The sequence below is a fragment of the Enterobacter sp. CM29 genome, from assembly GCF_013179605.1.
Lineage (GTDB): Bacteria > Pseudomonadota > Gammaproteobacteria > Enterobacterales > Enterobacteriaceae > Enterobacter > Enterobacter intestinihominis.
On record NZ_JABMCU010000128.1, the window covers coordinates 1 to 12,981 of the forward strand.

General features: G+C 56.1%; 10 protein-coding genes. 4 read left to right on the forward strand and 6 right to left on the reverse strand.

Going from position 1 to position 12,981, the window contains the following annotated elements; all coding sequences use genetic code 11:
- The 4 genes from ogt to HP459_RS15565 all read right to left on the reverse strand — a co-directional run.
- On the reverse strand, positions 1-511 hold a 511-nt coding region (ogt, locus tag HP459_RS15550), incomplete at its 3' end, for a methylated-DNA--[protein]-cysteine S-methyltransferase (RefSeq protein ID WP_171936442.1).
- Between the two features lie 9 nt (positions 512-520).
- Entirely contained in the window at positions 521-2,047 is a 1,527-nt protein-coding gene (gene abgT / locus HP459_RS15555; protein ID WP_022647942.1) for a p-aminobenzoyl-glutamate transporter, read from the reverse strand.
- Between the two features lie 41 nt (positions 2,048-2,088).
- Positions 2,089-3,534 carry a M20 family metallopeptidase gene (locus HP459_RS15560; protein ID WP_126291096.1) on the reverse strand — a complete coding sequence of 482 codons (1,446 nt, stop codon included), beginning with the start codon at positions 3,532-3,534 and terminating at the stop codon, positions 2,089-2,091.
- Positions 3,534-4,844 carry a M20 family metallo-hydrolase gene (locus HP459_RS15565; RefSeq protein WP_126291094.1) on the reverse strand — a complete coding sequence of 437 codons (1,311 nt, stop codon included), beginning with the start codon at positions 4,842-4,844 and terminating at the stop codon, positions 3,534-3,536. Before HP459_RS15565 ends, HP459_RS15560 begins: the two co-directional genes overlap by 1 nt.
- Before the next feature lie 175 nt (positions 4,845-5,019).
- Here HP459_RS15565 and HP459_RS15570 point away from each other — a divergent pair, with 175 nt between their 5' ends.
- Together HP459_RS15570 and smrA are read left to right on the forward strand one after the other, a co-directional pair.
- Positions 5,020-5,931: a LysR family transcriptional regulator gene (locus tag HP459_RS15570; RefSeq protein ID WP_046620072.1), complete on the forward strand. Its 912-nt coding sequence runs from the start codon at positions 5,020-5,022 to the stop codon at positions 5,929-5,931.
- 350 nt (positions 5,932-6,281) lie between these two features.
- Positions 6,282-6,845, forward strand: coding sequence for a DNA endonuclease SmrA (gene smrA / locus HP459_RS15575; protein WP_022647946.1), 564 nt, complete (start codon positions 6,282-6,284; stop codon positions 6,843-6,845).
- Positions 6,846-6,854: 9 nt separating this feature from the next.
- Here smrA and HP459_RS15580 read toward each other — a convergent pair whose 3' ends face one another.
- Complete coding sequence (locus HP459_RS15580; RefSeq protein WP_023299980.1) at positions 6,855-8,513, reverse strand: methyl-accepting chemotaxis protein; 1,659 nt, start codon at positions 8,511-8,513, stop codon at positions 6,855-6,857.
- Between the two features lie 144 nt (positions 8,514-8,657).
- Between HP459_RS15580 and HP459_RS15585 the strand changes: the two genes are divergently transcribed.
- A complete protein-coding gene (locus tag HP459_RS15585) occupies positions 8,658-9,524 on the forward strand; it encodes an aldo/keto reductase family oxidoreductase (RefSeq protein WP_171936443.1) in 867 nt (288 codons plus the stop codon).
- Between the two features lie 46 nt (positions 9,525-9,570).
- Here the strand turns inward: HP459_RS15585 and HP459_RS15590 are convergent, their stop codons facing one another.
- Positions 9,571-9,771 carry a hypothetical protein gene (locus HP459_RS15590; protein WP_022647949.1) on the reverse strand — a complete coding sequence of 67 codons (201 nt, stop codon included), beginning with the start codon at positions 9,769-9,771 and terminating at the stop codon, positions 9,571-9,573.
- Between the two features lie 633 nt (positions 9,772-10,404).
- Between HP459_RS15590 and HP459_RS15595 the strand changes: the two genes are divergently transcribed.
- Positions 10,405-12,834, forward strand: a complete 2,430-nt coding sequence (locus HP459_RS15595; RefSeq protein WP_171936444.1) for a glucose/quinate/shikimate family membrane-bound PQQ-dependent dehydrogenase — start codon at positions 10,405-10,407, stop codon at positions 12,832-12,834.
- The last annotated feature ends 147 nt before the right edge of the window (positions 12,835-12,981 follow it).

Consider the following 12,981-nt stretch of genomic DNA (forward strand, 5'->3'; position numbering starts at 1 on the left):
GCAGAAAATACCCTTCGTGACGCAGCAGCCACTCTTTACGCTGTACGCCCCCGGCATAGCCGGTGAGGGTGCCGTTGCGCCCGATCACGCGATGGCAAGGCACCACAATGCTGACGGGATTTGAGCCATTCGCCGCACCGACTGCGCGCGCCGCGCCGGTACGGCCAAGCTGCTCTGCCAGCTGACCGTAGTGCATCACCTGCCCGCAGGGAATGTTACGTAGCGCCTTCCACACCTCGCGCTGAAAAGGGGTACCCGCCGTGGCGGTTGGCAGGGTATTAATAATGCTGAGATCGCCCTCGAAGTAGGCCGTCAGTTTATCGCTCAGCCCGCCAGGATTACGGGCTGTAATACGCTCGTAACCCTCGGCGCGATAATGAATGTTGAGCAGCTCAACCATCCGGTCGCTGTGCTCTTCCCACTCAACAGCGCGAAGATTGAACGCTTCATCCGCGATAACCCACAGCGGCCCCAGCGGTGTCGCAATCTTGTCTTCGAGTAATCTCAGCATCAGTACTCCTTAGTTCAGCCTCGGGTAAATACCCGGTCCAATCGGCAGGCCGACAAGATACCACGCCACCAGCATCACCAGCCATACCCCTAAGAAGATAAGCGGATAGGGCAAGACCAGCGAATAGTAGGTACCCAGCTTAGCCTCCGGTCTGTAGCGTTGCAGGAAGCCTAAAAACAGCGGAACGAAGGGTGACACGGGCGCCAGCGGGATCACCGAAGAATCGGCGACACGGAACAGGATCTGGGCGAACGCCGGATGAAAGCCGAGCATCATAAACATGGGGACAAAGATGGGGGCCAGAATCGACCAGATGGCCGACCCGCTGGCAATAAACATGCACAGCAGGGACGACAGCAGCGCCAGGCCGACAAACGCCGGAACCCCGCTCAACCCCGCCGCCTCCAGCGCGTCCGTCAGGCTCACGGCCATAAATTTGCCCATGTTGCTCCAGTTAAACATGGCCACAAACTGCGCCAGCGGGAACACCATCACGATAAAACCCGCCATCTCCTTCATCGGCTCGATCATCAGGTGCGGCAGATCTCCCTGACGGCGGATTTTACCGGTAGCGATGCCGTAGGCGAGCGAAACGACGAAGAAGAAGAGAATTATCAGCGGCACAATACCCTGAATAAACGGCGAGGGAAGTACGGTGTGTTTGATCGGATCGCGCAACACGCCATTCTCCGGCACCACCATCAGCGCCACAGCCGCAATGAACGCCAGCGAGACGATCCCGGCGACGCGCAGGCCGAACTGCTGCTCTTTGCTCAGCGTCTCCAGCTTTTCATCGCTCCGGCCTTCCCATTTACCCAGGCGCGGCTCAACGATCTTATCGGTAATCAGCCCCCCGACAATCGTCAGGACAATCACCGAACTGGCCATAAAGTACCAGTTGTCGATCACGCTGACGTGCATGGCCGCATCGATGGTGCTGGCAGCCTCCGTGCTGATGCCGGAGAGCAGCACATCGGTGGTCACGATAAGCAGGTTAGCGGTAAACCCACAGCCGACGCCTGCGATCGCCGACAGCAGGCCCGCAACAGGATGACGGCCAACGGCGAGGAAAATCAGCGCCCCCATCGGCGGCATGATCACCAGCGCCGCGTCGGACGAGATATGGCTGAAGAAGGCAATAAACAGCACCATATAGCTGGCATAACGCGCGCTGACGTGCGAGGCCATTTTCACCATCAGCGCGGGCAGCAGACCCACGCGTTCGGCCAGACCCGCGCCTAACACCAGCGCCAGGATGGCGCCCAGCGGCGCAAAACCGCTGAAGTTTTTAATCACGTTCGGCAAAAACCAGTGCAACCCCTCCACGCTGAGCAGATTTTTTACGGCCACCATGCTGCCGTCGGCCGGGCTGCGCACGCTCACATCAAAGGCGGACAGCACGGCTGTCGCGACCATCAGGATGACAATTAAATAGATAAAAAGCAGGAAAGGGTGCGGCACTTTATTGCCGATCCTTTCAACCCAGCCATAGAGCTTACCGGATGGGGAATGCGAAGGTATGGAAGACATACTCATGGGCGTTCCTCGGGACTGTTGTCGTGTTGTGTTGTGTTTTTTTATTTTAAAGGTGACGGTGTCACGTCCTGTGGGATCGGACACTCGTACAGTTTTTCTGTTATGTGTTGTTCAAATTCTTCCCGACATTTTCGCAGCAGGTCGGCATCCTGAAGCAGATGCAGCGCGGTCGCGCCCATCACTTTTCCGGCCAGCAGCATGCCTTTATGGGCAATAGAGGTACGCCCCTGCGCCACCAATTGCCAGGTATGCAGCGGGGTGCCGACGGTAAAACAGGGGCTAAAGCACTGTGCGACAGGCATCTTCCAGCTGACATCCCCCACGTCGGTGGAGCCTGCCAGCACGTTATCGGTGATGGCGTAAGGGGCAACTTCATCCACCAGTAGCGTCTCGTGATGGCGTCGGGCAAAGGCTTTTCCCTCTTCGGCCCCCGTTGCGGCTATGTTTTTCAGGCTGTTTTGCAGGTCGTTTGCCGTGAGCGTGGCGCGGATTTCACGGGCAAATTCGCGTTCTTCTTCCGTCCAGTCCGGCGTGCCGTAATGCTGCAATGCGCGGTACATGGCCGCTTCGAGCGTACGGTTCGGCAGATAGCTGGAGCAGGCTTTATCAAAGCGACACTCGACAGTGGTTTCGGTCATCATCGCCGCGCCCTGGGCGATTTTCTCGATGCGCACGTAGATCTGCTGCGCATCGGCCATCTCCGGAGCGCGGATCAGGTACAGCACTTCTGCCTGAGCCTGCACCACGTTAGGCGAAATTCCGCCGGTATCGGTGATGGCGTAATGAACGCGCGCTTTTTCAATGATGTGTTCGTTGAGGAAGTTTGTGCCGGTGGTCATCAACGTCACGGCATCCAGCGCGCTACGTCCCAGATGTGGGGAGTTTGCGGCATGGGCGGCGATCCCCTTAAACCGCCAGGCGGCCTGAATATTGGCCAGCGTGCTGACGTTAAACATCCCGGCAAAGGCTTCCGGATGCCAGGTCACGGCAGCGTCCACGTCGTCAAATAATCCTTCACGCACCATAAAGGTTTTACCAGAGCCGCCTTCCTCGCCGGGGCAGCCGTAAAATCGTACCGTTCCGCTGCCGCCGTGCTGTTCCAGCCAGCTTTTCACCGCCACCGCACCGGCAAAGGCAGCAGTACCCAACAGGTTATGCCCGCAGCCATGGCCGTTAGCCCCCGGGGTGGCGGATTGCGCCGTCGCGCAGTGCGCCTGCTGGCTCAACCCGGCCAGGGCGTCGTATTCGCCCAGAAGGGCGATAACGGGCTTGCCGCTGCCGTAGCTGGCAATAAAGGCGTTGGGAATGCCTCCGGCTTCCCGCATCAGGGTAAAGCCCTCGGCTTCCAGCGCGCTGGCAAGCCGTTCGGCGGACCAGAACTCTTCAAAGCGCGTTTCGGGATGATCCCAGATGTCGTCGGCAATATCGGTAAACGTCTGACATCGCGTGTCGATGGCATCAGCGATAAAAGCGTAGTTCTCCTGCATTACACACCTCGCGTCCACGGGAAATTAAGCGCAGTTCGCGCCAGTGTTTCGATGGCAACGTTCATCACCTGCTCATCAAAATCGAATTTTTCGTTGTGATGTCCGGCGCTCAGTTCGGTGCCGAAGACCATATACGAGGCCATGCCGCCGTTCTGCTGCACGCGGGCCATCATTAGCGTGGCATCTTCGGAGCCCGCAGGCGCTTTGACCTTATTAATGGCATGAGTCACGCCGGGCACCTGGCTTGCCTGTTCGCGCAGATAATCGACCCAGGCCGGGGAGGGGGCACTGGAGGTCGCCGCCCCCATCAGGTTTATCCCGGCTGTTACGCCGTAGAGTGCTGCCGCGCCGGTAATCACCGCCTGCGCGCGCTCAAAGACATACTGATTAATAGCCTCGCTTTCACCGCGGGTTTCAACCTTAAGCAACGCATCAGCCGGAACCACGTTGCGTCCGCTGCCCGCCTGCATGACTCCGACGTTAACCCGGGACGCGCCTTCGCTGTGTGGCGCGATGCCATGCAGCGCGATAGCGGCCTGGGCCGCCGCGAGCAGGGCGTTACGGCCCTCTTCCGGTTTACCGCCAGCGTGTGCGGCAACGCCGGTAAAGCGCACGTCAAATTTGGTGGTCGCCATGAAGTTATCGCTGCCGCAGATCACCGTCCCTTCCGGAACGCCGGTTCCAATATGAATGGCGGTAAAGTAGTCCACGTCGTCCAGCGCCCCTGCAGCGACCATAGCGCGGGCGCCGCGCGTACCCTCTTCGGCAGGCTGGAAGATCAGTTTGATGGTGCCGTTGAGCTGGGCTTCATGCTGCTTAAGCACCTGCGCCAGCCCCAGACCAATGGTGGTGTGGCCGTCGTGCGCGCAGGCGTGCATCATGCCCGGGTTGCAGGAGGCAAAACCGTCGCGGTACGGCCGGTGGCTGTCGTCATGCGCTTCGCTCAGATCAAGCGCATCCATGTCCACGCGAAAGGCCAGCGTCGGGCCGGGGCGACCGGTATTCAGGGTCGCGACAATGCCGGTGAACCCGCCTTCGAACGGCGAGAGCCATTTCTCCGGTGCGCCTTGCGCGCGGGCGCGGGCAAATTCCCGCGCCAGGGTTGCGTCATCGGGCAACCCCATCCGGCTTTCGGCATCCACGACATCGCGACCCATCGCCAGCTCGTAACCCAGCGAGTCCAGGATCTCCGAGACTTTCGCGGCAGTGCGAAACTCCACCCAGCCGGATTCCGCGAAATGGTGAAAATCGCGACGCCATGCGCTCAGTTGGGGGGCTAATGTGTGGATGTACTGCGCCAGTGCGTTCATATCTTTTCCTGTCATCATTAAAATATGTGAACTGCTTCACGCTGTGATAGTTTTTACTTATCACTAAGCGATTTTTCACAGTTTTAACCGTTCAGGAATTACCCTCGCACATCCAATTCCATTAAAGTAGATGACAGTTTCTTTACTCTGATAAACAACGGTTATCGGTCGGGCTATGTCATTTCAGATTAAATTTCATCAAATTCGGGCTTTTGTCGAAGTGGCGCGTCAGGGCAGTATTCGCGGAGCCAGCCGGGTGCTGAATCTTTCGCAGCCCGCGCTGACTAAATCCATTAAAGAGCTGGAAGAGGGCATGGCGGCACAGCTGTTTGTGCGCCGGAGTAAAGGTGTCGCCCTGACCGAATGCGGGGAAGGGTTTTATCACCGCGCTAATTTGATTCTGGAAGAGCTTCGCGCAGCGCAGGATGATATCCGTCAGCGTCAGGGGGAGCTGACCGGGCAGATCAATATTGGGATGGGTGCCAGCGTGGCGCGCAGCCTGATGCCCGCCGTTATCTCCCGTTTTCATGCGCAGCATCCTCAGATCAAGGTGCGGATTATGGAAGGTCAGCTGGTATCAATGATCAATGAATTACGCCAGGGTGAGCTGGACTTTACCATCAATACCTATTATCAGGGGCCTTACGATCACGAGTTTACGTTTGAAAAACTCTTTGAGAAACCTTTTGCGGTATTTTGTCGGGAAGGACATCCGGCGTTGGGGGCTACCTCTATTAATGAACTTCTTCATTATAACTGGACAATGCCAACGCCGCGGGGAAGTTATTATAAGCAGCTTGAGGATATATTTCATCATCGCTCGCAGATACCGCGTATTGGCGTCGTTTGCGAAACCTTTTCGTCCTGTATTAGCCTTGTCGCACAAAGTGACTTCCTGAGCGTGCTGCCGCAGGAGCTGGGCTGTGACCCGCTGCTGGCGCACCGGCTGGTCATGCTGCCGGTTGTGGAAACACTTCCCAGAGCGGCCTATTATTTAATTCAGCGCCGTGATGCACGCCAGACGCCCCTGGCTGAATCATTAATTACACAATTCAGAAGGGAAGCGAGAAAAATAGTTTTATCGTGAAATTGCCAAAGAAAAAATAGAGCCTGTCCGACATCAGACAGACCCTACAGTACACACAGCAGTGCGTCCTTTCGCAAATCCTGGGTATTATATCCATGAGGCAGGTATATTTAGGTATAACATCTTTCCTGAAAAAAGAAAGGCGGCACGTCATTGGTTTTACAAAATTTCAACGCAAATCACTTATTTTAACTCTGCTGTAGTTTTAGTTAAGTAATATTTAAATAACTTTTATGGTAGCTATATATATTCATCAGATTAATATTTATCTTGCCCCTTGCGGTAAGGGTTATTGAGGCCCCTGCCCGGTGCAGGTATAGTACAAGCCCCGATGTGCCCGGAGGATTTCCATGAACCCTGACGACAAATCACTTTTTCTTGACGCCATGGAGGATGTCCAGCCCCTGAAACGCTGCACCGATATCCACTGGCAGCAAAGCCGTAATACCCGGGTTCGCCAGGAGATCGATACCGAGCAGCTCGACAACTTTCTCACACTGGGTTTCCTGGAACTCTTGCCGCTTGAAGAGCCGCTGATGTTCCAGCGCGAGGGCGTTCAGCAGGGCGTTATTGACAAGCTGCGCTCGGGTAAATACGCCCGACAGGCCAGCTTAAATCTGTTGCGTCAGCCCGCCGAACGCTGCCGCCAGATGCTATACGCCTTCATTCGCCAGGCCAGCCGCGACGGTTTACGTAACCTGATTATCATTCACGGGAAGGGCCGCGAGCAGAATTCGCACCCGAACGTGGTGCGCAGTTATCTTGCCCGCTGGTTAACCGAGTTCGAGGACGTGCAGGCTTTCTGCGTGGCGCTGCCGCATCACGGCGGCAGCGGGGCATGTTATGTTTCACTCCGAAAATCCGATGAGGCGAAACAGGAGAACTGGGAACGTCACGCCAAGCACAGCCGTTAACGGTAAGGCCTAGAACGTCTCCCAGTTTGTGTCACCTGAGGCACTGACCGTGGCGGGACGCAACAGTTGCGGTGCTTTTGTATTTTTTGGCCGCGGAGCGGTGTTTTCCTGCATGTTCAGCCGGAATGCCGCCACGGCCTGGCGCAGCTGTTCAGACTGATCTTCCAGCGCCGCCGCCGCCGTTGCCGACTCCTGTACCAGCGCGGCGTTTTGCTGCGTTACGCTGTCCATCTGCGAGACCGCCAGGCTGACCTGTTCAATACCGCGGCTTTGCTCGTCAGACGCCGACGAGATTTCAGCCATAATATCGGTTACGCGTGTCACGGCCGCGACGATCTCTTTCATGGTCGCACCCGCCTCGCTCACCTGTTCCGAGCCGGTATTCACCCGGCTGACGGAGTTTTCAATAAGCCCTTTGATCTCTTTTGCCGCCTGCGCGCTGCGGCTGGCCAGCGTCCGTACTTCGCCTGCCACCACCGCAAAGCCGCGGCCTTGTTCGCCGGCACGGGCGGCTTCAACCGCCGCGTTGAGCGCCAGAATGTTGGTCTGGAAGGCAATGCTATCGATAACGCCGGTGATATGCGCAATTTGCTGAGAACTGTCGGCAATGTCATTCATGGTACGCACTACATTATTCACCACCTGGCCGCCGCGTGCGGCGGTTTCAGACGCATTCTTTGCCAGCAGCGTCGCCTGACGAGCGTTATCCGAGTTCTGTTTCACCGTGGCCGTCAGCTCTTCCATGCTGGCGGCGGTCTCTTCCAGCGAGGCTGCCTGCTGCTCGGTTCGGGCGGAAAGGTCGTTACTCCCGGCGGCAATTTCTCCTGCGCCCGTGTAGATAGAATCTGTGCTGCCGCGCACGGCGCTGACGGTGCTGACCAGCGACTGTTGCATCTCATGCAGACCGGCGGCCAGCTGGCCCATTTCGTTGCGCCCGGTAATCGCGACGTTTTGCGTCAGATCGCCGCTCGCGATGGTGCGAATATGGTTCATGATGGCGTTGAGCGGTCTCAGGAGCAGGTGCTGTAAACCCTGCCAGATCACCACCAGCACGGCGATAACGGTCAGGAAGATCGCCGCCAGCGTCCACTGCATCTGGGTAAAGCTGTTCTGGTTCTCTTCGGCGGCGGCTTTCAGCAGGACGTTGTTTTCCGCGCGCCAGCGGGTATAGACCGCCTCCATCTCATCCTGCGCCTGCTGGGCGTCCAGGTCGCCATAGGCCTGATAGTTATCGGCGCGCAAGTACGCAATGGACAAGCGCATTACCTCGTGCATGTTCTTCCAGGCTTTCTGCATCTCTTCGGTGAGCGCGGCATTTTGCCCCTTCACCTGCGGAATCGCCTGCCAGTTTTTGTAATAGTCTTCGGCTTTGGCCAGCGAACCATTGGCGGTGCCCAGCAGCGTGTTGATCGCTGCGAGAGAGGCCGGGTCGCGCTGGTTTTTCAGGTAGCGGATCGCCACGCGGGTGACGGTAACGCGCGTTTTCACCAGGGTGTTCACACTGTCGCTCAGGCTCTCCTGCTGGGCATTGAGCAACCCGGAGTTCTGAAAGTTGTGACGATCGTTGTTAACGGCAGAGTAGAACAACCCTCCCGTGACAACTTGCAGCAGACAGAATATGGTGAGGGCAAAGATAATACCGGTAATCACGTGCAGATTTTTCAGCATGGCGGTCATCCGTAATAGAAGAGGCAGGGTTACATCAATACTATCGTCGTAGCGAATTTAAACTTTAATTTTACTATTGCTTAACTAATGGTTTCGTTGCGGAACCTGTTGTAAACCCGGATCATTTTTATGAGGAAGGTCAGCATGAGCAGCATAGATAAATGCGGAACATTCACGCTCGGAACGCGTACGGTTAAACGGTTTGGCTATGGCGCGATGCAGCTTGCCGGACCTGGCGTTTTTGGTCCGCCAAAAGACAAAAATGCGGCGCTGGCGGTGTTGCGTGAAGCGGTAGAGTCGGGGGTAAATCACATTGATACCAGCGATTTTTACGGCCCCCATGTGACCAACCAGCTTATCTGCGAGGCGCTTCATCCGTACCGGGATGACCTTACGATTGTGACCAAGATCGGAGCCCGACGCGGCGAGGACGCCTCCTGGCTGCCGGCGTTTTCCGCCCAGGAGCTGACGCAGGCGGTGCATGACAACCTGCGCAACCTGAAGCGAGATGTGCTGGACGTGGTTAACCTGCGGATCATGTTTAGCGCCCACGGGCCAGCGGAAGGCTCGATTGCCGCGCCGCTAAGCACCCTCGCGGAGCTGCAACAAAAGGGGCTGGTTCGCCATATTGGGCTGAGCAACGTCACCGCTTCGCAGGTGGCTGAAGCGCAGAAGATGGTTTCCGTGGTATGCGTACAGAACATGTACAACGTGGTGAATCGCGGTGACGATGCGCTGGTAGATTCGCTGGCGCAGCAGGGGATTGCCTGGGTGCCGTTCTTCCCACTGGGTGGTTTCACGCCACTGCAATCTTCCGGGCTACAGGCGGTGGCGGATTCACTGGATGCGACGCCTATGCAGGTGGCGCTGGCATGGCTGCTGCAACGCTCGCCAAATATCCTCTTGATCCCGGGTACTTCTTCGGTGGCGCATCTGCGTGAAAACCTGGCGGCAGCCGATCTGGTATTGCCGCCTGAGGCGCTGGAGACGTTAAATACGCTGGTGGAGTAATCCAGACAGCAGCAAAAGCCCGGGGGATTTTTCGGGCTTTTGGTGTTTATGACGCAATCTGATTCCTTTGGCGGTGAAGTGCTAACGCTTCCGCCACGATTTCCTGCTTACTTTTCCGTGTTTCATACGCAGTAATGCGGATGTACTCCATCAGCGCTGGATCGATGCGCGCACTTAACATCCTGAGATCGGCCTCCTTTGCTACACCGCGAGCAACACGCTTGTCGGGATAATCACGGGCTGGCATAGAAAACGTCCTCCAAAAATTGTCTTGTTAATTTGTGCTGTAAAATATGCGCTAGTCTTGGCGTAAAGTCAACGTGTAGTGAAAGCACAGTGAATTACTGTTTGGCTTTTCTGCGATTCAAGACTTCATTAAGTGATTTGATAGTGTTTGTATTGTCACGCTGTGAGTCCGCTTTGATGCGGAAAGTCACATTTTCAGTGCTGATAATGACGGAATGTTCAACGCACCAGACGCTCTAAAATTATTGATAATTTCTTCCTGAAACTTAACTCAGGTTTATCCCTGTGCTTATTCATGGTTATTGCTTAATTAAATCTTCTGTTTGAAGGCTCAGCTGTAAAAATCTGACGCTATAAGACCGGCCTTGGGGAATCCTGATATTAATCCTTTAAGCAACTTCCGGCTGGTCATATATTCCAGCCTCGGTGACGTAGTTAGCGATATTCGCTATTTTAACCCTGTTAAACCCATGCAATTGCGCTGGTTTTCATTTCTTCCGACATAATAGATTTTGTCTACGGTCTCTTTTTAATTTATGCTTCGCATACGAACAATTAGCGTTGTGCAGGGTTTTAACATCGTGGCAGTTAATAAAACCCTGCTTTATATAAAGTAATCAGGAGATTCATTTTTATGTCAGACAATAATCCCCGCCCATTGGGCTGGTTAGGCCCGTGGTGCCTGCTGGTGGGTGTGGTACTTCTTGTGACGGGGCTGTTTTTTGCCATCGGCGGTTTTAAACTGGCTTCCCTGGGGGGGAGTTGGTACTTTCTCATTGCCGGGGTTTTCACGCTGCTCTCTGCAATTCAGTTTTTCCGCCGCAAATCCTCTGCCGTAGGGCTGTTTGCTCTGGTGTTTCTTGGCACCCTGATTTGGGCATTTTTCGATGCCGGACTCGACTTCTGGCCGCTGGTTTCCCGATTAATGGTACCCGCCGGGCTGATGGTGCTGGCAGCAGCCACCTGGCCTGCATTGCGTAAGCGTGAAGGAAAACCGTCCTCCACGAAAGGGGCGATGGCGGTCTGCGCGGTCCTTATTATCGGCATGGGCGTCACCTTTGTTCAGATGTTTCAACCCCATCCGACCGTGCCGTTTAGCGGCGAAAAGCGCCCGCTGGTGCCGGTAAAAGAAGAGGCGAAACAGCAGAACTGGGATCACTACGGTAATACGGCTGGCGGTAGTCGCTTTGTGGCGCTGGACCAGATAACCCGTGACAACGTGAAAAACCTGAAACCGGTCTGGACCTACCATACCGGTGATATTCCGCAAAGTCCGGATGGCAATGGCGCAGAAGATCAGCAAACGCCGCTACAGGTAGACGATCGTGTCTTCCTCTGTACGCCGCATAACAACGTGATCGCCGTGGATGCCGATAGCGGGAAAGAGATCTGGAAAGCGGAAATCAACGCTAAGTCTGCCATCTGGATGCGCTGCCGTGGCCTGGCGTACTTTGATGCCACCAAACCGCTGGCACAGCCAACGGTAGCCGGCTCCACGCCGGTTCTGCCAGCGCAGGTCGCACCGGGCGCGGCATGCCAGCGCCGTATCCTGATGAATACCATTGACGGTAAGCTGATCGCGTTAGACGCCGATAACGGCAAATTCTGCCCGGATTTCGGCACTGACGGCAGCGTTAACCTGCATGAAGGAATGGGCGACGCGTCAGATCCAACCTATGTGTTGACGTCGGCCCCGACGCTGGCGGGTACCACGGTCGTGGTTGGCGGCCGCGTTGCGGATAACGTCAGCACCGATATGCCGGGCGGCGTAATACGTGGTTATGACGTGATCACCGGCCAGCTGCGCTGGGCGTTCGATCCGCGTAATCCGGATCCGAACTATGTTCTGAAGCCGGGCGAACACTACAAACGCAGCTCCGCAAACTCCTGGGCCCCTATGTCCTGGGATGCGTCGATGAATACCGTGTTTATCCCGATGGGAAGTTCCTCTGTCGACCTGTGGGGCGCTGACCGTATTCCGGAAGATCACAAATACGCCACCTCAATTCTCGCGCTGGATGCGACTACCGGGAAAGAGAAGTGGTTATACCAGACCGTGCATAACGACCTCTGGGATTTCGATATCCCGATGCAGCCGAGCCTGGTTGATTTCCCAACGAAAGAGGGCAACAAGCCCGCGGTGGTGGTGGGCACTAAAGCGGGGCAAATTTACGTTCTCGATCGCCTGACGGGTAAACCGCTCACTGAAGTGAAAGAGGTTCCGGTAAAACCAGCGGATATTCCACGTGAACAGTACCCGGCAACGCAGCCTCGCTCTGTGGGGATGCCGCAGATTGGCGCTGAAACCCTGAAAGAATCGGATATGTGGGGGGCGACGCCGTTTGACCAGCTGGCCTGTCGTATCAGCTTCAAATCAATGCGTTATGACGGTCTGTACACGATGCCGGGAACCGATATTTCCCTGAGCTTCCCGGGCTCGCTGGGGGGAATGAACTGGGGCAGTTTGTCCACCGATCCGAACAACCAGTATATCTTCGTCAATGACATGCGTCTGGGCCTGTGGGTTCAGCTGATTAAGCAACATCCGCAGAGCGCGGTAGCAAACACGGGCGGTGAAGCCGTGAACGCCGGGATGGGCGCCGTTCCGATGAAAGGAACGCCGTATTCGGTCAACAAAAACCGTTTCATGTCACCGCTGGGCATTCCGTGCCAGAAACCACCGTTTGGCTCTCTCTCCGCCATTGACCTGAAAACGCAGAAAATCGTCTGGCAGGTGCCGGTCGGTACCGTACAGGATACCGGTCCGTTTGGGGTAAAAATGCGTATGCCAATGCCTGTCGGTATGCCGACGCTGGGCGGTACGCTGGCCACGCAGGGCGGTCTGGTCTTCATTGCGGGAACCCAGGATTACTACCTGCGCGCTTTTGATTCCTCTACGGGGGAAGAAGTGTGGAAAGCGCGTCTTCCGGTGGGTAGCCAGGGCGGACCTATCAGCTATGTATCACCGAAAACCGGCAAACAGTACATTCTGATCTCTGCTGGCGGTGCACGCCAGTCGCCGGATCGTGGTGACTACGTGATTGCCTACGCGCTGGATAAATAACAGCGAAATAAGCAACCTGGCCCCGTCGTAGTACGGGGCTTTTTTTTGACTAAAAACCACGGATATGAAGAAAGCGGCGGGTCCGGTCAGCCCGTGAAAAGCACCCGCCAGCGACGGCGATGGCGAGTCATCTCGCGCCATAGTGCG